The organism is Stenotrophomonas sp. YJH_SMC_54 (assembly GCF_059368435.1).
This window is the reverse complement of sequence record NZ_JCAFRS010000012.1, coordinates 53,252-71,663: the sequence shown is the minus strand read 5'-3', so window position 1 is coordinate 71,663 and position 18,412 is coordinate 53,252. Positions and strand designations below refer to the sequence as shown.

The window sequence follows — 18,412 nt, the reverse complement described above, 5'->3', positions numbered from 1 at the left end:
ATTGGGCATCTCAATGTTCTGCATTACTGAGCCCCACCCACCTGCAACGCCACATACTCCGCCAGCCCCCGGCAGGCCAGCATCAGACCCTCGCGCGTGCCATCGCCGATGTCGTCCTTCTCTTCCCCATCCACGCGCACGCGCTCTGCGGCGTGGTACAGCTCCAGCAGCGATACCAGGCCCACTGCGGCGCGGTCCCTGCGTGCGGCAGCCACGGCGTCGCCAGGTGTGCCTGCCGGTCCCTGCCACGGCTGTCCATCGGCGGCGTCACCGGCCTGGATGCGCTGCAGGCAGCCGGGCAGGTTGATGGGCGCGGGCGCCTCGTTCGCGGCAGCGAAAGCAGCTTCCAACGGCTGCGCCAGTTCGGGCGGCAGGCGCAAGGCAGCCTCGCCCAGGGTGGCGGTCAGGTACGGGTGATGGGGCTTGAGCATGCGGGCATCCTCGTCGGCAACAGAGGTGCCACCCGAAGAGGGTGGCGGGCGATGCGTGGCTTCCAAGACCGGAAATCGATGAGCCGGTGGGCACAGGGCCCCCACGCACCGCCCGCCGTCGATCGGCGAACGGATTGCCAGCCGGCGCCGCTCTTGGGAAGACGGCGCCGGCTGGCAAGCGTATACAGCTTCGATTAAACGGGCTTGGAAGTCCCGGCCACCTTTGCAGGTGGCGATTCATCATGCGCACGTGAAATCACCGCCTGCCAGTCGTTTGTTTCGATGGCATCGGGTGATCTGAAAGGAAAAATGAATTATCGCGTTTGGCCCGTTTCGAGCATCGCAATGCCAGAAGCGACATATCGCGCAGCGCCGTCATCATCGGTCATCCGGGCTGCGCCACTGTTGCCGCACGGCTTACAGTAGCGTGCGACGTAAAGCCGGCTTAACAGCCTCGGCAAGGCACCAAGGCAACGATACCAGACGTGAATCCCCACGCGCGCTACCCGGATCTTGATATTCCTCACGGACCGCCCGCAGCGCCCACCGCATACTGCCGCTACACGCCCACCTGGGCCTCTTCGGGATCCGCACATGCGTCGCCACGCCCTGTCGCTCACCGTCGCACTGGTATCCACCGCTTTCGCGGCCCCGGCCATGGCTGCGGTACCGTTCTTCAACGCCAGCTGCCCGGGCGGTATCGATGTGCACGCTGATGAAGGCGGGCCGGTCTACGTGCAGGGCCGCGAGACGGCGTTGAAACGTTTCAACGACCGCTATTTCGAAGCACGCGATGTCAACAGCGGCATCACCCTGTCGATCAGCCGCAACGATGACGGCTCGCCGCAGGTCAGCTACACCGGCCGAGGCGGCGCCAATGGCATCTGCCAGGTCAGTAGCAGCGGTGCGCCCGCGCCCGCCACAAACAGCGCCCGCCCTGGCGACGCTGCCGCCGGGGATGCCGCGCTGCCGCGCGAAGTCACTTGCGAATCCACCGGCCAGCAACAGGTGTCGTGCGATCTGAATACCCGTGGCAATGTGGAAATCGTGCGCCAGCTCAGCCGTACCCGCTGCGAGGAGGGCAAGAACTGGGGCCTGTCGCGGCACTCGGTGTGGGTCAATGGCGGCTGCCGCGCGGTGTTCCGCAATGTGTCCTCGGTGACTACCCCCGCGCCGGCAGGCGATACCGCGTTGGGCGCCTGCAACATGCGCAAGGGCGCGCAGGGCGCTCTGGTCACCCAGATGCCGGTGGGCAGCGATTACCAGGAACTGATCATCGATTACCCCGATGGCCGCTTCCTGTGCATGATGCGCAACAACGGCCAGGTGCAGAGCCTGACGCCGGTTCGCCGCCGCGGACGCTGAGCGCGCAGCGGGTTGGGGCAGGCTTCAGCCGCAGGACTTATACAGCAACACCCACGCCAGCATCAGGGTGAACATGCCAACGAAGGTCAGGCCGAACCATAGCGCCGCCAGCTTCACGTTGCCGATCAATGCCGTCGCCACACGGGGCAGCTCGCTTTTCAGAATCGGGTGTTCGGCGTGTGCTTTGCGCAGACGCTGCCAACCCAACCCGAGGAATACCAGGGTCGAGAACGGCACCAGCAGCAGCGTCGCCTGCATCAACCAACCGTTCTGCGACGCATCGATCGAGCTGCTGAAAAAAACCGCAAGAGCGGCGATGGGTAGCGCCCCGATGAAAAAGCGCGGCCAGGCCGTATTGATGAAGGGCGACATCGCAATCTTCCATGAAGCGGGGGCAGGTCCGCGCGGCATCATGCCATGCAATGGCCCTGCTGCACCGCCGCGAGTGGTGTCACACAGCTCTGGCTAGACTGTGCTTCTTTTTCCCCCGCAGGAGGCACCCATGGCCCATCCCATTTCCGTATCGCTGATTGGCGTTCCCACCGATGTGGGTGCGGGCCATCGCGGTGCACGGCTGGGGCCGGAAGCGCTGCGCGTGGCTGGGCTGCCGGAAGCGCTCGAGGCGCGCGGCGTGGATGTGCGCGACCTGGGCAACCTGGATGGTCCGCGCAATCCGTGGACCGCGCCGGTGGAAGGCTACCGCCACCTGGATGAAGTGGTGGCGTGGAACCACGCGCTGATGGAAGCCAGCTATGCCGAACTGCAGGCCGGCCGCATGCCGATCATGCTCGGCGGCGACCACTGCCTGGGCATCGGTTCGATCACTGCCGTGGCACGCTGGTGCCGCGAGCAGGGCAAGACCCTGCGCGTGCTGTGGCTGGATGCGCATTCGGACTTCAACACCAGCGATGTCACTCCATCGGGCAACATCCACGGCATGCCGGTGGCCTGCCTGTGCGGCCTCGGCCCGAAGGCGCTGACCCACCTCGGCGGCAGCGCACCGGCGATCACCCCCATCCAGGTGCACCAGATCGGCATCCGTTCGGTGGACCCGGAAGAGAAGCGCCTGATCAAGACCCACAAGGTGGATGTCTACGACATGCGCTACATCGACGAGAACGGCATGAAGCGCGCGGTCGAGGCAGCACTGGCGGGCATCGACGAGAACACCCACCTGCATGTCAGCTTCGATGTGGATTTCCTCGACCCGAGCATCGCACCGGGCGTCGGCACCACCGTGCCGGGCGGGGTGAACTACCGCGAGGCGCAGCTGGTGATGGAGATGATTGCCGACACCGGGCGCATGGGTTCGCTGGACATCGTCGAGCTCAACCCCTTGCTGGACAAGCAGAATGCCACCGCCGAACTGGCCGTGGACCTGGTCGAAAGCCTGTTCGGCAAGTCCACCCTGATGCGCGACTGAGCTCTCCGCCTGAACGGATCGATGATCCGTTCACACCCGCTCCACGCCCCTGCCGCCAGATTGCACATCACGCGGCGGCAGTGGCATTGGCTCCTTCCGCCGAGCGACCGAACCCCATCCGCGAATGAAGCGGTATAGCGGCGAACCCAAGGAGAAGCCCATGAAGCGCGTAGTTGCCCTGATGCTGTTGTCGATGTTCTCGGTGGCCCTGCTGGCCGGTTGCAACACCGTTGCCGGTGCCGGCAAGGACGTGCAGAAGGCTGGCGAAAAGGTTGAGGATGCCGCCAAGGGCCGTTGAGCCTGAAGTGGAACGGAAAGCAAAAAGGCCGGGGGGACCTCCCCGGCCTTTTTTCTTGCGCGTTTTTCTGCAGCGTACGTGTCGAAGCGTAGTGAACCATTCAAGCAGGTGAGCAGTGCTTTCATGGTCGGTTGACCGGCGCTCAACAGCCGCTGCGCGAAGCTGTAGCCACGGTAAGAACGCCGTTGCAACCAAGGACTCCCAGCAATGAACAAAGACATCATTTCCGGCAAGTGGTCGCAGCTGAAGGGCAAGGCCCAGGCCAAGTGGGGCGATCTGACCAACGACGACTTCGATGTGGCTGAAGGCAATGCCGAGTATCTGGCCGGCCGCCTGCAGGAACGTTATGGCTGGGCCAAGGATCGCGCTGAGAAGGAAGTCCGTGAGTTCCAGGATGCCGTGAGCAAGGACTACCCGGACTACAAGTAAGCGCTACGGTTTTCCCCCACGGCACAACGCCCGCACCGAGAGGTTGCGGGCGTTGTGCTGTCTGGGCGGCCGATCAACGCGCCGGCGGGTCCGGCACATAGCGGTTGGGGAACGCCTGCGGTTCGCGCGGCAGGCGCGACGGCGGTGTATCGACCAGGATGCCGCGCGCGCGCAGATTGCGGGCGCTGTCGTAGCGCAGCTGCAGAACCTGCGCCGGGCTGCGGCTGGCGCGTTCGAAGTCGGTATCGCGTACCGACGACTGCTCGCGTGCGCCGTGGCCGGTGCCCAGCGCAGGGGCCTGTGACTTGCTGGCATAGCCCTCGATGCGGCTGTTGCTGGCGCTGGCATCGGCCGCCGCTTCGGCCGTCGGGGCCGGTGCCGGCAGCGGCAGGCTGCGGCGCAGGATCGGATCCGGACGCCAGCGGCGCGCTTCCTCGAACACCGCCACGCCGACCACGCCGATGTTGTCCGGGCGACCGGTGCGGCTGGCATAGCTGCCGCTGGGGCTGCTGAACACGAACTGCGCCACTTCATCCTGGCTCTTGCGCCAGCCGGTGATGTCGGCGCGCTGGCCGGGGTTGAGCACGTAGCCGGTCTGCGACGGATCGGCATCCTCGCCGGAGATGGCGTTGACGCCGTCCACCGACAGCACCACCAGCACCCGGCGCGGGCTGTCGTTGTACAGGCGCACGGCGTAGCGGTGGCCGCGCTCGCCGGCCACCCAGCGCTGGCCCTCGGCAGGGTAGCTGCGCAATTCGGTGCCGCGGTCGCGGTCGACCAGAGACATGCGCACGGGGCCGCCCTCGTAGGCCGGCGGCGGCACCGGGGCGGGGCGGAAGCCGGCCAGGGGCAGGATCAACAGCAGGGGCAGCAGGCGTTTCATCGGGTGTCTCCAGCGGGGTTGCGTGAATGAACGCGCCGCAGGCCCTGACGGGGTTGGTGGCGTGCAAGGTAAACTGGCCCCGTTCATCGAAGGTTACCCCACGCAGTCATGACCACCCGAGTCCTTACCGGCATCACCCCCTCCGGCACGCCCCACCTGGGCAACTACGTTGGCGCCATCCGTCCGGCCATCGCGGCCAGCCGCGCGCCGGGGATCGAGAGCTTCTTCTTCCTGGCCGACCTGCACAGCCTGATCAAGTCCCAGGACCCGCAGCGCACCCAGCGCGCGACCCTGGAGATCGCGGCCAGCTGGCTGGCCTGTGGCCTGGACCCGGAACACGTGTGGTTCTACCGGCAGAGCGACATCCGCGAGACCACCGAGCTGATGTGGTTCCTGACCGCCATCGCCAGCAAGGGCATCCTCAACCGCGCGCACGCCTACAAGGCGGCGGTGGACAAGAACCGCGAGGAAGGCGTGGACGAGGACGCAGGCGTCAGCGCCGGCCTGTTCATGTACCCGGTGCTGATGGCCGCAGATATCCTCATCTTCAAGGCCAACCAGGTACCGGTGGGCCGTGACCAGATCCAGCACATCGAGATGGCGCGCGACTTCGCCCAGCGCTTCAACCACGTGTATGGCAAGGAGTACTTCCCGCTGCCGGACGTGGTGATCGACGAGCAGGTGGCGACGCTGGCGGGCCTGGATGGCCGCAAGATGAGCAAGAGCTACCACAACACCATTCCGCTGTTCGTGCCGCGCGAGGAGCTGAAGAAGCTGGTGTTCTCGATCCTGACCGACTCGCGCGCACCCGGCGAGCTGAAGGACACCGAGGGCTCGGCGCTGTTCCAGATGTACCAGGCCTTCGCAACCCCGGAACAGACCGCCGAATTCGCCAAGGCGTTCGCCGCCGGCATCAGCTGGGGTGACGCCAAGCAGCAGCTGTTCGAGCGCATCGACAGCGAGCTGTCGCCGCTGCGCGAGCGCTACAACGCGCTGATGGCCGAGCCGGAGAAGATCGAGGCGCTGCTCAAGCGCCGTGGCCAGCAGCTGCGCGAGCAGCTGGCGGCACCGCTGCTGGACGAGCTGCGCCATGCGGTGGGCCTGCGTGACCTGTCCAGCGCAGGCGATATCGCCAGCGAGGACGCCGGCGTGGCCCGCGTGGCACCGCCACTGTTCAAGCAGTACCGCGAGAAGGACGGCCGCTTCTACTTCAAGCTGACCGCCGGTGACGGCACGCTGCTGATCCAGAGCGAAGGCTTCGATTCGCCGCGCGACGCGGGGCAGTTGATTGCCGTGATCAAGCAGGCGGAGCAGGGTGACCAGCTGCAGAGCGAACTGTTCAAGCTGGAAGCCGAAGTGGACGCCGTGCTGGCGGCCCTGGCCATGCTGCGCGAAGCGTAAGGGGTAGTGCCGGCCGCTGGCCGGCAACTGCATAGGAAATGCCGGCCAGCGGCCGGCACTACCACGGCACTGCGTAGGAAAACGCCGGCCAGCGGCCGGCACTACCCGCGAACGAAGGTCATGGCATGATGTCCGCGCGCCTCAGGCGCGATGACATGGAGTCTGCGATGGCCTGGTTGTCGCTGCTGCTGTTCCTGCCCTGGTTCCTGCTGCTGGGCAGCCTGTACTGGCTGTTCCCGCGCCAGCCGCGCACCCCGCGGCGGCGCCTGTTCGATGGCACCACCCTGTTGCTGGCCTTCGCCCTGAGCATCGAGTCGATGCTGTGGGGGTATCGACTTGGCATGGCACAGCCCGGCGCCGGCCCGATCTGGCCGCAGGTACTGGCGGTGCTGTACGCCTACGGCGCATTCCTGGCGGTGCTGGTGCTGGCCCTGCTGCTGCGGCCGCGGTTCGCATTGCGCTGAACCTGGCCCTTGCGCACCCGCTGGACCTGCGGTTGGTTGGCCTGCGCTTGCCTGCGCTTGCCCTTGGTAGAGTCGACTGTGAGTCGACTGCTCTTCTGGAAGCCCGCGCTGCGCGCGACAGTCGACTGACAGTCGACTCTACCCGGCCACAACCCGGCACCACCCGACCAAAGCCGCATCGAACCCGGACCGCCCGCGCGCCTACCATGGGCGTCTGTTCCCGATCCTGCCAGGTGCGTGCCGATGATCGCCGACCCCAGCATCCACACCATCGATACCGGCTTCCAGCGTCCCGACTTCGACGCGGCCTATCTGATCGTTCAAAACGACCGCGCCGCGTTCGTCGACTGTGGCACCGGCCTGTCGGTGCCGGCGATGCTGCAGGCGCTGGCCAACGCGGGTCTGGCCGTTGACGCGGTGGACTGGCTGCTGCTCACGCACGTGCACCTGGACCACGCCGGCGGCGCCGGCCTGCTGATGCAGCAGCTGCCCAACGCAAAGGCAGTGCTGCACCCGCGCGGTGCGCCGCACATGATCGACCCGACCCGGCTGATTGCCGGTGCCACGGCGGTGTACGGTGCCGAGGAAATCGCGCGCAGCTATGGTCGTATCGAGGCCATTCCCGAACATCGTGTGGTGGTGGCCGAGGACGGCCACCGTATCGACCTGGCCGGCCGCGAGCTGGTGCTGCTGCACACCCCGGGCCACGCACTGCACCATTACTGCGTGTGGGATGCGCGCAGCCGCAGCTGGTTCACCGGCGATACCTTCGGCATTTCCTACCGCGAGCTGGACAGCGCGCAGGGGGCCTTCATCTTCCCGACCTCGTCGCCGGTGCAGTTCGACCCGGAAGCGATGAAGGCCTCGATCCAGCGCATGCTGGGCTATGGCCCGCAGGCGATGTACCTGACCCACTACGGCCGCGTGGAGCAGGTGCAGAAACTGGCCAACGACCTGTTCGAACAGATCGATGCGATGGCCACCATCGGCCGCCAGTGCGATGGCCGCCCCGACCGCCACCGCTGCCTGCTGGCCGCGCTGCAGGCGCTGTACCTGGAACGTGCACAGCTGCATGGCTGTGCGCTGGACGATGCGGCGGTGATCGCTGTTCTGGCGATGGACATCGAACTCAACGCGCAGGGCCTGGCCTGCTGGCTGGACCGCATCAGCAGGTAGATCCACGCCATGCGTGGATGACGTGGGCCCAGGTTGCGCCGTGGTGTCACGACCACGTTACACTCTGGTGACTTCCAAGCTAGCCGTGGTACTGCCGTGAATCCGATGCGCGTGTTGCTGCTGTCGTCCTGCCTGTTCGTCGGCGGGCTGGCCCATGCGGCCAACGACCTGCCGGGTGGCGGCATCGATCCGCAGGCACTGTCGCGGCACGTGCGTGTGCTGGCATCGGATGAATTCGAGGGCCGCGCGCCGGCCACCGAGGGCGAAGAGCGCACGGTGCAGTACCTGATCGAGCAGTTCCGCAGCTACGGCCTGCAGCCGGGTGGCGTGGATGGCAGCTGGGTGCAGCCGGTGCCGCTGGTGCGCGCGCAGCTGGACGGCCCGGCCAAGGCCAGCCTGTCGCTGAAGCAGGGCAAGCGCGCGCTGGCCAACGGCGTGGACGTGACCCTGCAGAGCCTGCAGCCGCGCAAGCGCGTGCAGATCAAAGACGCGCCACTGGTGTTCGTCGGCTATGGCATCGACGCACCGGAACGCCACTGGAACGACTACAAGGACGTGGACCTGCACGGCAAGATCGCCGTGGTGCTGATCAACGACGCCGATTTCGAAGCCGATGCGCCGGGCGCGTTCGATGGCAAGGCGGTGACCTACTACGGCCGCTGGACCTACAAGTTCGAGGAAGCCGCGCGCCGTGGTGCCGAGGGTGTGCTGATCGTGCACGAGACCGCGCCGGCCGCCTATGGCTGGGCCACTGTGAAGAGCTCGGGCACCTCGCCGCTGTTCGACATCGAACGCGGCCAGGCCGAGGCGATGGCGCAGCACACGCCGCTGCGTGGCTGGATGCAGCGCGAACTTGCCGAGGCGATCTTCGCCGACGCCGGCCTCGACTTCGATGCCGAGAAGCGCAAGGCGATGCGTGCCGACTTCCGCCCGGTGGCACTGGACAACGCGAAGCTGAGCGTGGATTTCGCACTCAAGCGCGAGCAGGTGGTGACCCGCAACGTGGTGGCCAAGCTGCCCGGTGGTGAACACGCCGACGAGGCCGTGATCTTCTCCGCGCACTGGGATGCCTTCGGTATCGGCCAAGCCGACGCCAAGGGCGACCGCATCCGCCGTGGTGCGATCGACAACGCCACCGGCGTGGCCACGGTGCTGGAACTGGGCCGCGTGTTCGCCGCCGGCCCGCAGCCGCAGCGCACGCTGTACTTCGTGGCCCTCACCGCCGAAGAGAAGGGCCTGCTGGGCGCCAGCTACTACGCCGCGCATCCGCTGGCGCCGCTGGACAAGACCGCTGCAGTGCTGAACATCGAGATGTTCAGCCCGGATGGCGCGACCCGCGACATCGCTTCGTGGGGCAAGGGCCGGGTGTCGCTGGAAGGCGACCTGGAACGCGTGGCCAAGGCCCGCGGTCGCAGCTACAGCCCGGACCCGAACCTGGAGGCCGGCTTCTTCTACCGCGCCGACCACTTCGCCTTTGCCCGCCTGGGCGTGCCGGCGATCACCATCGGCCCGGGCCTGGACAAGCTGGACGGCGGCGTTGAAGCCGGCCGCGCGCTGCGCGAGAAGTACTTCGCCGACTGCTACCACCAGGCCTGCGATGCCTGGACCCCGAGCTGGGATCCGAGCGGCCACGCGGCCGACACCCTGCTGGTCTACGACCTGGGTGCCGAGCTGGCCAACAGCCGCCGCTGGCCGACGTGGGAGAAGGAATCGGAGTTCCGCAGCACGCGGGACAAGAGCGAAGCGGCCCGCCGCTGAGGCTCGGGACCGGCGGGGTGTCATGTCATTCCGCCGGGGGTAGAGTCGACTGCCAGTCGACTATCGCGCGCAGCGCGGGTTTTCCGGTGCAGACAGAGAGAGCAGTCGACTAGCAGTCGACTCTACCGATTGCTGATTGCTGATTGCTGATTGCTGATTGCCGATTGCGGATTGCCGATTGCGGATTGCGGATTGCGGATTGCCGATTGCCGATTGCGGATTGCGGATTGCGGATTGCGGATTGCGGATTGCCGCCCTGCGGCCGGCACTACCTGCGCCGGCGCAGCAGCGTCCATGCGCCCCAGCCGCCGGCCGCGAGCGCTGCCAGATAGCACGCCACCATCGTGCGCAGGCCAACCGGCGACCCTGCATTGATGCCGCGATGCAGGCGCAGTTGCAGCGAGCTGTGGCCGCTGCCCAGGTCCACCGCCAGCTGCAGCGCCAGCGCGGAGCAGAACACCAGCAGGGCGACCCCGAACCCGGTGCGTGGCCACGCGGCCTGTGCGTTGGGGCGGCGCAGCAGCCAGGCCAGTGCCGTGGCTGCGGCCAGCGCCGCCGCGATCCACATCAGTGGCGTGGCGGGAGATGCAGCGGCCACCGGCAGTGCACCGGTGGCCGCGATCACGGCAACGCGCTTACTTGCGGGTGCCGTCGAGCCAGTTCGGGCCCTTGTTGGTGAGGAAGAACACATAGACCACCAACGATACCGCGATCGTTGCGGTCACGTAGATGGCGAACCAGTCGACGTGGCCGGTCTTCAGCGCGCCCTGGTACAGCAGCGGGGCGGTGCCGCCGAACAGCGAGTTGGCCAGCGCGTAACCCAGGCCTACGCCCAGCGCACGCACGTGGGTCGGGAACAGCTCGGCCTTCACCACGGCGTTGATGGAGGTGTAGCCGGTGAGGATGACGAACGCCAGCGCCAGGGTCAGGAAGGCCAGGGTGGCGTCATGCTGGTGCGGCAGCTGGGTGATCAGGTACCAGCTGTACAGCACGCCGCCCACACCGAAGAACACCAGCAGGGTCTTGCGGCCGATGATGTCCGACAGCCAGCCGCCGACCGGCTGCAGCACCATCAGGAACGTCAGCACGCCCAGGTTGATCAGGGTGCCGGTCATCGGGTCGTTGCCCGCGAATGCGCTCTGGATCATCTTCGGGCCGTTCACCGAGTAGGTGTAGAAGGCCACGGTGCCACCGGCGGTGATCAGGAAGCACAGCAGCAGCGGCCGCCACTGGTGCACGAACAGCTCGTACATGGAGCCGGACTTCTGCGCCTTGCCCTCACGCGCAGCTTCGATCGACGACTCCGACAGCGATTCGTCCATGCCGCGGCGCAGCCAGAACACCACCACCGCGGCGATGCCACCGATGCCGAAGGCGATGCGCCAGCCCCACTCGGAGATCTCCGGCTTGCCCCAGAAGGTCAGCATCAGCAGCAGGGTCAGCTGGGCCAGCACATGGCCGCCAACCAGGGTGACGTAGTGGAAGGAGGACAGAAAGCCGCGACGGCCGGGAATGGCGGCCTCGGACATGTAGGTGGCGCTGGCGCCGTACTCGCCGCCGGTGGCGAAGCCCTGCAGCAGGCGCGCGAACAGCAGGATGACTGCGGCCCAGATGCCGATGCTGGCGGCGGTGGGGGTGATGGCGATCAGGAACGAGCACAGCGCCATCAGCGTGACCGAGACAGTCAGCGCCAACCGACGGCCGTGGCGGTCGGCGAAGCGGCCGAAGAACCAGGCACCGATCGGGCGCATCAGGAACGTGGCGGCGAAGATCGCCCACACGTACATCGTGGAGTTCTTGTCGTCCGGCGAGAAGAACTGCGATTCGAAGTACACGGCGAACACCGAGTACACGTAGACGTCATACCACTCCACCAGGTTGCCGGCGGAGCCTTTGAGGGTATTGGAGATCGACCGGCGCAGGGCAGCGCGGTCGTTCGCGGGTACGGCAGGTTGGGACGTGGTGCTCATCTGGGTGGGAATCCTCGATGCGGCGCGTCCGTGCGCAGGGAAAACGGCGCCCGGCCTTGGGGCGGCGCGGCCGGGCAGCCCTCTTGGTACTGCATCGGCCGTCAACACGGGGTAGCAGACCAGAGCAGGGTGCATGGATGGATGACAGCGTGCCACCGTCCGGGGTGCCGGACCATACTCAAAACGTCCTAGAATCCGCCTTCCCCCGGCTCCCTGGTGTGTCATGTCGGTTCCCCCCTCTTCGTCTGCGGCTGCCCCCCGGGGTGGCCTTGTCGCGCTGGCATTGCTGCTGGTCTACGTGGTCTGGGGCTCGACCTACCTGGGCATCGCCAAGGCCCTGCACGGCGGCGCGCTGCCGCTGACGATGGTTTCCGGCAGCCGGTTCATCATTGCCGGTGGCCTGATGTTCCTGGCCTTGCGCCTGTTCTGGAAGATGCCGAACCCGACCCTGCGGCAGTGGCGCAACCTGGTGGTGATGGGCGTGACCATGCTGGTGCTGGGCAACGGCATGGTGGTGCTGGCCGAGCGTGAGGTGTCCTCGGGCCTGGCCGCGACAGCGGTGGCCTCGGTGCCGCTGTGGATGGCGCTGTTCTCGGCGCTGCGCGGGCAGCATGCCAGCCGCGGTGAGTGGCTGGGCATCGCCATCGGCTTCCTCGGCGTAGTCTGGCTCAACGCCGGCAGCAGCCTGACGGCCTCGCCGACCGGGCTGGTGCTGCTGCTGATCGCGCCGATCGGCTGGGCCTTCGGTTCGGTGTGGGCGCGCGGCCTGGACCTGCCGGGCCCGTTCATGACCGCCGCCGGGCAGATGATCTGCGGTGGCGTGCTGCTGGTGCTGATCGGCCTGGCGGTCGGCGAGCGCCCGACCACGCTGCCCGATACCGGTGGCCTGCTGGCGATGGCCTACCTGTGCGTGTTCGGTTCCATCGTTGCGTTCACCGCCTACGTCTGGCTGCTGCAGAACGTGCGGCCGGCGCTGGCCGGCAGCTATGCGTACGTCAATCCGGTGATCGCGGTGCTGCTGGGCGCGCTGCTCAACGGCGAGCGCTTCGGCTGGCGCGACCTGCTGGCGATGGCGGTGATTCTCCTGGGTGTGGTGGTGCTGACAATGGCAAGGACGAGAAAGAAGTGAGCATGGACGAGAAAGAACAACGCCGGGGCCTGCTGGTTACCGCATCCACCTTCGTGATCTGGGGCCTGGTGCCGGTCTATTGGCACCTGCTCAACGAGGTACCCTCGTTCCAGATCATCGCCCACCGCATCATCTGGAGCACCGTGATGGTGCTGGGCTGGCTCTTGATCAGCTCGCGCCTGGGCTGGTGGCAGAAGATCGCCGCGCAGCCGCGCGCGCTGCCGATCCTGCTGGTGTCGAGCCTGACCATCGCCTTCAACTGGGGCCTGTACATCTGGGCGGTCAACGCCGGCCATGTGATCGAGACCAGCCTGGGCTACTTCATCAACCCGCTGGTGAACGTGCTGCTGGGCGTGCTGGTGCTGAAGGAGCGGCTGCGGCGCCTGCAGTGGGTGGCGGTGGCGATGGCGGCGGTGGGCGTGGCCTGGCTGACCATCGACGCGGGTACGCCGCCGTGGATCGCGCTGGGCCTGGCCTGTTCGTTCGGCCTGTATGGCCTGCTGCGCAAGCTGGTCTCGGTCGATCCGGTGGCCGGCCTGGGCGTGGAGAGCATGTACCTGTTCCTGCCGGCGCTGGCCTTCGCGATCTGGGCGGAAAACGGCCATGGCGGCGCGTTCTTCCATGGCTGGGGCTGGCGCAATGACCTGCTGCTGGTCTTCGGTGGCGCAGTGACCGCAGTGCCGCTGATCGGTTTCGCCTACGGCGTGAAGCGCATCCCGCTGTCGCTGGTCGGCATCCTGCAGTACATCGCGCCGAGCCTGCAGCTGCTGCTGGGCGTGTTCTTCTTCCACGAAGGGTTCGATACTGCCAAGGCGATCGGCTTCGCCGCGATCTGGGCCGGCCTGATCCTGTTCGTCGGTGACAACATCCGCACGATGCGCGCCAAGCGCTAGCGCCGGCGGGGCTGCGGGGTCGGATCCCTCCGCAACGCGGAGGGCTCTGACCCTGTTCTATCCGTCGCGTGGGGTCAGAGCCCTTCGCAGGGCGAAGGGATCCGACCCGCTTCCACCCAAAAAAGAACGGCGCCCCGAAGGGCGCCGTTCTGCTTCCATCCACCGCCAGGAGAGAGAGATGGCGGTGGCGGGAACGCGGTTGCAGGCTTAGAAGCGCTGCTGGTACTTCATGTACATGAAACGACCGATGTCGAAGCCACCGTAGTAGGTGAAGCTGCTGTTCGGCTGGCTGTACATGATCGGACCCTGGTGGTCGAAGACGTTGTTCACGCCCAGCGACACGGTGCCGTCCCACGGCAGGCTGTAACGCACCTGCAGGTCGTGGAAGGTGTTGGAGCCCACCTTGCGGCTCGGCTGCGCATCGGTGTACGGCGAGACGAAGCCGGCCATGTTGCAGTCCGGGCCACCGGCCAGGTCATACGAGCAGGCTTCCTTCATGCCCGAGTAGTAGCGGGCGGTCCAGCCGATGCCCAGGTCGCCGTACTGCCAATCCAGGTTGAAGGTCGAACGCACGCGGAAGTTGCCCTGCCAGCCGGTCTTCTGCTCCACCGGCGTGGTGGCGGCGCTGTCGTTGCGCTGCTCCAGGTAGTCGGTGTAGGTGGTGTTCCAGGTGGCGGCAAAGCGGCCGAACGCGGTTTCCGGCAGGCGGTAACGCAGGCTGAAGTCGTAGCCGGCGGTTTCGCGGTAGCCCGCATTGACCAGCGAGCGGTCCAGCGACGTCACCTGACCCAGCGTCTTGGCGCTGGTGGAACGGGTGAAGCGGCCGCACGCCGAATCCACGCCCTGCACGTAGCACTGGTTGAGGATGTCGGTGGCCGACTCACCCACGATCGCGTTGTCGATGCGGATCTTCCACCAGTCCAGGCTGACGTCCAGGCCCGGCACGAACTCGGGGCTGTACACCAGGCCCACGGTCCAGGTCTTGGCGGTTTCCGGCTTCAGGTTCGCATTGGAACCGGAGTCGAAATCGGCGATGCCCTGCTGGCCCGGACGGTTGGCGACGTTGCCTTCCGACGCGGTCTGCTGGCGGAAGTCCGCCGGCACCTTCAGCGCCTGGCAGCGTGCGGCCACGGTCGCGCTGCTGGCAGCGATGCCGAACGAGGTATCGCACGGATCGGTGAACGAATCACGGCTCTTCACCGCACCGCCGTACAGGTCGTCCACAGTCGGCGCACGGAAGCCGGTGCCATAGGTCGCGCGTACCAGCAGGCTGTCGATCGGCTTCCACTTCAGGCCGAACTTGCTGTTGGTGGTCGAACCGAAGGTGTTGTAGTCGGTGTAGCGGCCGGCCAGGTCCAGCGACAGTTCACGCGCGAACGGCATGTCGGCCAGCAGCGGTACCTGCAGCTCCAGGTAGACCTCGTTGAGCGAGTAGTCGCCACGGGTCGGCTGGCCGGTGGTGCCGGCAATCTGGCCCTTCTGCACCATCAGGTCCGGGGTGTAGCTGGCTTCTTCGTTGCGGTGCTCGAAGCCCATCGCGGCCATCACGTCGCCGGCCGGCAGGGTGAACACCGAACCGGAGATGTTGGCGCTGGCGACCTTCGTGGTGCTCTTCATCTTGTCGACGAAGCGGGTGAACAGGTAGTCCTGCACGTCCTGGTTGCTCAGCGAGCCCGGGCCTGCATAGCCCATCGGCGCGGCCGGGTTCCACGGCACGCAGCCGGCGATCACTGCACCCGGGCTGCCGCAGCGTGCCACGGTGCCATCCATGAAGGATGGGCCGACCGCCAGGTCGACATGCGGCTGGTACATGCTGCCGGTACCGATGCGCTCGCCTTCATTGCGGTTGTACATGTAGCTGACGTTCCAGTCCCAGTAACGCGAACCGGTTTCAAAGCTGCCTTCCAGGCCGATGCTGGCGCGCTTGGTGTCCAGGTTGTTCTCGGTCGCACGCGGCATTTCTTCGGTGCGGTGCGAGAACAGCACGTCCTGGCCCCAGTGGTTGAACGCACTGTCCTTGGACAGGGCAGCACGGGAACCGTTGCGCGCCTGTGCGGTGGACACCGAGTAGGGGTAGCCGGCCAGGTGCTTGGTCGACTCGCGCTTGCTGTACAGCGCGTCGGCCACGATGCGCAGGTCATCGGTGATCGAGAAGCCACCGTTGGCGAACACCGAAGTGCGCTCCAGGCCGCTCAGCAGGCTCATGTTGGTCTTGGTGTTGGCACCATCGGCCGGATTGGGCGTGTGGAAATTGCCCTTCTGGCTCGGGTCGCCGCCCGGGCCCACGGTCAGCGACTTGCCGTCGACGGTGACGCTGCCCCACTGCGTGGTCTGGTTCAGTGCCTTGACGTCGTCGGGATGGCGCGGGCCACCCGGGTAACGGCTGAACTCGCGCTCGCTGCCGAGGATCTCGTCTTCCTTGGTGCGCTCGGCCCCAACGCTGAACCAGCCGCGGTCGAAGGTCTTGCCGAAGGTGGCGCTGTAGGAGCGCTTCTGGCCGTCACCTTCACCGTACTGGCCGACGTAGACGCTGGCTTCGCCACCGTCGAAGTTCTTGCGGGTGATGATGTTGACCACACCGGCGATGGCGTCCGAGCCGTACAGCGCGGACGCGCCATCGGTGAGCACTTCCACCCGCTCGACAATCGCGGAGGGAATCGAAGCCAGGTCGGAGTAGCCACCGGCGCTGACGCCCATGCGGCGGCCGTCGATCAGCACCAGGCTGCGCTCCGGGCCGAGGTTGCGCAGGCTGACGTACGTGCCGCCGAAGTCGCGCGAAGAACTCAGCGACGACGAGCGGCTCAGGCTCGGTGCGCCGGCGGCGGTGACGTCCTGCAGGATGTCGGCGACGTTGATGTAACCCTTCTTCTCGATCTCGGCGCGGCTGAGCGCGACGACCGGCTGTGCGGTCTCGACACTGGCCTGGCGGATGCGCGAGCCGGTGATTTCGATGCGATCGAGGTTGGTCGGGGTATCGCCGGCGCTCTGTGCGAAGGCGGGGGTGGTGCAGCTGGCGGCCAGCGCGATGACGATCGCGTTGCGCAGCGGATTGGTTTTCAGGGACATCCGTGAAATCTCGTGTTTCAGGAAAAACAAGCGCCCGTTCTATGGACGCGTGGGGTGCTGCAAACCAACGTGGGGGGGCGATTCTAGAATGTTTCCATTCGTAACTGTTTGCCTCTGCGCTGCGGATGTGCGCGAAAATGAATCGCAACCAACAATCCACAGATGGGATGTGCGCAACGTCACGCGCGTTGCGCTTTCGATGGGCAGAGGCATCGATAGCGGCGTATTTCCCGCAATCTGTAGCCGTGCGCGTGCGCCGGCATCCATCCACGCATGGCGTGGATCTACTGGACGTCCTGGCTCACCACCAAGCGTGGATGACGCGCAAAATAAAAGGGACGGAGCCTTCGCTCCGTCCCCTGCGTGATGCGCAGTCCACCGCTGCGTGATGCTCAGGTTTCTCGCAACGCCGTGGTGATCGGCAAACGGGCCGCGCGCAGCGCCGGGAACAGGCCGCCGACCAGGCCGATGCCCAGCGCCCATTTCAGTCCGGTCCACAGCAGTTCCGGCGACACATGGAACTTGAACACTACCGCGCTGAAGTTGCTGCCTATGGTGGACACGCTGTAGCCATTGAACAGCAGCCACGCCACCGCACACCCCAGAAGGCCACCCAGCAACGCCAGCAGCATGGTCTCCAGCATCACCGCCGTCACCACCGGCAGGCCGCGGAAGCCGATCGCGCGCATGGTGGCGATCTCGCGCGCACGGGTGGCCACGGCCGCGTACATGGTGTTGAGTGCGCCGAACACTGCACCCACCGCCATGATCGTGCCGATCACCTTGCCGAGGATGTCGATCAGCTTGGTCAGCCCGCCGCCCTGCTTGCTGTAGTAGACACGGGTGGTTTCCACGTCCAGTTTCAGGCGCGGGTCGGCGGCGACCGCTGCCTTGAACTGCTCGAAGCCGGCCTTGCCATCGGTACGCACGCTGATCGACTGCCAGGCGCTGCGCTGGTAGGTGGTGGCCAGCGTATCGGCGTCGGTCCACAGCTCCGAATCGTGCGCATCGCCGGTGGCGAACACGCCGACCACGGTCCAGGTCTGGTTGCCCAGGGTCAGCGTCCTGCCCACGTCCATGTCGCGGAACTGGCCCTTGGCACCCTGGCCGACCACGATCTCGCGCAGGCCGGCTGCGAACTTGCGGCCTTCGATGATCTTGACCTTGTCATGCACGGCCCAGGCCTGCGGACCAACGCCGCGGAACTGCGCGTTGACGTCGGTGCCGTCGGACTTCGACACCAGGTTGACCACCTGCGACAGCTCCGGCGACAGCAGCGGCCGGCCTTCGCCATCGCGGCTGATGCCGGGCAGGGTGGACAACGTCGGCACCTGCTCGCGGGTGATCACCGAGTTGGTCTCGGCCTGCGAGCCGCCGCGCAGCACGATGGCGGTGGTGTCGTCGCCGGTGTTGTTGAGCGTGGCCTGGAAGCCTTCGCCCATCGCCAGCATCGCCACCAGCACGCCGACCACGCCGGCGATGCCGACCACGATCACCGAGGACGCGCCCCAGCGCTGCGGCAGGCTGGCCACGCCGATGCGGGTGGCGGCCAGCGCCAACCGTCCGCCACGGGTCAGCAGCAGCCAAAGTGCCACCAGCACGGCCACGGCCAGCACGCCAAACCACGGCAGGCTGATCCACAGCACCAGGCCGATCACCAGCAGCAGCACCGTCAGGCCGTTGCCCAGCCATTTCTTGAGTTTGCTCTTGAACATGTCGGTGTCCT

General features: G+C 66.6%; 17 protein-coding genes. 10 read left to right on the top strand and 7 right to left on the bottom strand.

The annotated features are described in order from the left end of the window. Positions 1–23: 23 nt before the first annotated feature. Positions 24–431 carry a hypothetical protein gene (locus AC5P5S_RS14450; RefSeq protein ID WP_062606009.1) on the bottom strand — a complete coding sequence of 136 codons (408 nt, stop codon included), beginning with the start codon at positions 429–431 and terminating at the stop codon, positions 24–26. 594 nt (positions 432–1,025) lie between these two features. Here AC5P5S_RS14450 and AC5P5S_RS14445 point away from each other — a divergent pair. Next, positions 1,026–1,796, top strand: coding sequence for a DUF3011 domain-containing protein (locus AC5P5S_RS14445; RefSeq protein ID WP_062606008.1), 771 nt, complete (start codon positions 1,026–1,028; stop codon positions 1,794–1,796). Between the two features lie 24 nt (positions 1,797–1,820). Here the strand turns inward: AC5P5S_RS14445 and AC5P5S_RS14440 are convergent, their stop codons facing one another. Then, positions 1,821–2,168, bottom strand: coding sequence for a hypothetical protein (locus tag AC5P5S_RS14440; protein ID WP_062606006.1), 348 nt, complete (start codon positions 2,166–2,168; stop codon positions 1,821–1,823). Positions 2,169–2,298: 130 nt separating this feature from the next. Here AC5P5S_RS14440 and rocF point away from each other — a divergent pair, with 130 nt between their 5' ends. The 3 genes from rocF to AC5P5S_RS14425 all read left to right on the top strand — a co-directional run bounded on the left by rocF (position 2,299) and on the right by AC5P5S_RS14425 (position 3,946). Further along, positions 2,299–3,219, top strand: a complete 921-nt coding sequence (rocF, locus tag AC5P5S_RS14435; RefSeq protein WP_005407709.1) for an arginase — start codon at positions 2,299–2,301, stop codon at positions 3,217–3,219. Positions 3,220–3,379: 160 nt separating this feature from the next. Then, complete coding sequence (locus AC5P5S_RS14430) at positions 3,380–3,517, top strand: entericidin A/B family lipoprotein (RefSeq protein ID WP_005407710.1); 138 nt, start codon at positions 3,380–3,382, stop codon at positions 3,515–3,517. A gap of 207 nt (positions 3,518–3,724) precedes the next feature. After that, positions 3,725–3,946, top strand: a complete 222-nt coding sequence (locus AC5P5S_RS14425) for a CsbD family protein (RefSeq protein ID WP_004153772.1) — start codon at positions 3,725–3,727, stop codon at positions 3,944–3,946. A 73-nt stretch (positions 3,947–4,019) separates the two neighbouring features. Here the strand turns inward: AC5P5S_RS14425 and AC5P5S_RS14420 are convergent, their stop codons facing one another. After that, positions 4,020–4,829 carry a hypothetical protein gene (locus AC5P5S_RS14420; protein WP_049449498.1) on the bottom strand — a complete coding sequence of 270 codons (810 nt, stop codon included), beginning with the start codon at positions 4,827–4,829 and terminating at the stop codon, positions 4,020–4,022. A gap of 108 nt (positions 4,830–4,937) precedes the next feature. Here AC5P5S_RS14420 and AC5P5S_RS14415 point away from each other — a divergent pair, with 108 nt between their 5' ends. The 4 genes from AC5P5S_RS14415 (at position 4,938) to AC5P5S_RS14400 (ending at position 9,628) form a co-directional block, all read left to right on the top strand. Next, positions 4,938–6,230, top strand: coding sequence for a tryptophan--tRNA ligase (locus tag AC5P5S_RS14415; protein ID WP_062606004.1), 1,293 nt, complete (start codon positions 4,938–4,940; stop codon positions 6,228–6,230). A 167-nt stretch (positions 6,231–6,397) separates the two neighbouring features. Continuing rightward, positions 6,398–6,694 (top strand): hypothetical protein, encoded by a 297-nt coding sequence (locus tag AC5P5S_RS14410; RefSeq protein ID WP_005411964.1) that lies wholly within the window; start codon positions 6,398–6,400, stop codon positions 6,692–6,694. 243 nt (positions 6,695–6,937) lie between these two features. Continuing rightward, positions 6,938–7,870, top strand: a complete 933-nt coding sequence (locus AC5P5S_RS14405) for an MBL fold metallo-hydrolase (RefSeq protein ID WP_005411965.1) — start codon at positions 6,938–6,940, stop codon at positions 7,868–7,870. 105 nt (positions 7,871–7,975) lie between these two features. Further along, positions 7,976–9,628, top strand: coding sequence for a M28 family metallopeptidase (locus AC5P5S_RS14400; protein ID WP_062606002.1), 1,653 nt, complete (start codon positions 7,976–7,978; stop codon positions 9,626–9,628). Between the two features lie 268 nt (positions 9,629–9,896). Here AC5P5S_RS14400 and AC5P5S_RS14395 read toward each other — a convergent pair whose 3' ends face one another. Both AC5P5S_RS14395 and AC5P5S_RS14390 read right to left on the bottom strand, forming a co-directional pair. Further along, positions 9,897–10,196: a hypothetical protein gene (locus tag AC5P5S_RS14395; protein WP_062606044.1), complete on the bottom strand. Its 300-nt coding sequence runs from the start codon at positions 10,194–10,196 to the stop codon at positions 9,897–9,899. Positions 10,197–10,263: 67 nt separating this feature from the next. After that, positions 10,264–11,598 (bottom strand): MFS transporter, encoded by a 1,335-nt coding sequence (locus tag AC5P5S_RS14390; protein ID WP_062606001.1) that lies wholly within the window; start codon positions 11,596–11,598, stop codon positions 10,264–10,266. Between the two features lie 223 nt (positions 11,599–11,821). Here AC5P5S_RS14390 and yedA point away from each other — a divergent pair, with 223 nt between their 5' ends. After that, positions 11,822–12,727, top strand: coding sequence for a drug/metabolite exporter YedA (gene yedA / locus AC5P5S_RS14385; RefSeq protein WP_043035189.1), 906 nt, complete (start codon positions 11,822–11,824; stop codon positions 12,725–12,727). Next, complete coding sequence (rarD, locus tag AC5P5S_RS14380; RefSeq protein ID WP_012478888.1) at positions 12,724–13,620, top strand: EamA family transporter RarD; 897 nt, start codon at positions 12,724–12,726, stop codon at positions 13,618–13,620. The genes yedA and rarD overlap by 4 nt, the downstream gene beginning before the upstream one ends. 207 nt (positions 13,621–13,827) lie before the next feature. On the opposite strand, the gene AC5P5S_RS14375 is transcribed toward rarD, so the two are convergent. Then, positions 13,828–16,686 carry a TonB-dependent receptor plug domain-containing protein gene (locus AC5P5S_RS14375; RefSeq protein ID WP_005407725.1) on the bottom strand — a complete coding sequence of 953 codons (2,859 nt, stop codon included), beginning with the start codon at positions 16,684–16,686 and terminating at the stop codon, positions 13,828–13,830. Between the two features lie 392 nt (positions 16,687–17,078). Continuing rightward, positions 17,079–18,401, bottom strand: coding sequence for an ABC transporter permease (locus AC5P5S_RS14370; protein WP_005407726.1), 1,323 nt, complete (start codon positions 18,399–18,401; stop codon positions 17,079–17,081). Positions 18,402–18,412 lie beyond the last annotated feature (11 nt).

Bases quoted from the DNA above. Each gene is read 5' to 3' on its own strand.
- AC5P5S_RS14425 (WP_004153772.1), top strand. From the start codon at position 3,725: ATGAACAAAGACATCATTTCCGGCAAGTGGTCGCAGCTGAAGGGCAAG.
- AC5P5S_RS14375 (WP_005407725.1), bottom strand. From the start codon at position 16,686: ATGTCCCTGAAAACCAATCCGCTGCGCAACGCGATCGTCATCGCGCTG.
- AC5P5S_RS14450 (WP_062606009.1), bottom strand. From the start codon at position 431: ATGCTCAAGCCCCATCACCCGTACCTGACCGCCACCCTGGGCGAGGCT.
- yedA (WP_043035189.1), top strand. From the start codon at position 11,822: ATGTCGGTTCCCCCCTCTTCGTCTGCGGCTGCCCCCCGGGGTGGCCTT.
- AC5P5S_RS14430 (WP_005407710.1), top strand. From the start codon at position 3,380: ATGAAGCGCGTAGTTGCCCTGATGCTGTTGTCGATGTTCTCGGTGGCC.
- AC5P5S_RS14440 (WP_062606006.1), bottom strand. From the start codon at position 2,168: ATGTCGCCCTTCATCAATACGGCCTGGCCGCGCTTTTTCATCGGGGCG.
- AC5P5S_RS14390 (WP_062606001.1), bottom strand. From the start codon at position 11,598: ATGAGCACCACGTCCCAACCTGCCGTACCCGCGAACGACCGCGCTGCC.
- AC5P5S_RS14370 (WP_005407726.1), bottom strand. From the start codon at position 18,401: ATGTTCAAGAGCAAACTCAAGAAATGGCTGGGCAACGGCCTGACGGTG.
- rocF (WP_005407709.1), top strand. From the start codon at position 2,299: ATGGCCCATCCCATTTCCGTATCGCTGATTGGCGTTCCCACCGATGTG.
- AC5P5S_RS14445 (WP_062606008.1), top strand. From the start codon at position 1,026: ATGCGTCGCCACGCCCTGTCGCTCACCGTCGCACTGGTATCCACCGCT.
- AC5P5S_RS14395 (WP_062606044.1), bottom strand. From the start codon at position 10,196: ATGTGGATCGCGGCGGCGCTGGCCGCAGCCACGGCACTGGCCTGGCTG.
- AC5P5S_RS14405 (WP_005411965.1), top strand. From the start codon at position 6,938: ATGATCGCCGACCCCAGCATCCACACCATCGATACCGGCTTCCAGCGT.
- AC5P5S_RS14400 (WP_062606002.1), top strand. From the start codon at position 7,976: ATGCGCGTGTTGCTGCTGTCGTCCTGCCTGTTCGTCGGCGGGCTGGCC.
- AC5P5S_RS14420 (WP_049449498.1), bottom strand. From the start codon at position 4,829: ATGAAACGCCTGCTGCCCCTGCTGTTGATCCTGCCCCTGGCCGGCTTC.
- AC5P5S_RS14415 (WP_062606004.1), top strand. From the start codon at position 4,938: ATGACCACCCGAGTCCTTACCGGCATCACCCCCTCCGGCACGCCCCAC.
- AC5P5S_RS14410 (WP_005411964.1), top strand. From the start codon at position 6,398: ATGGCCTGGTTGTCGCTGCTGCTGTTCCTGCCCTGGTTCCTGCTGCTG.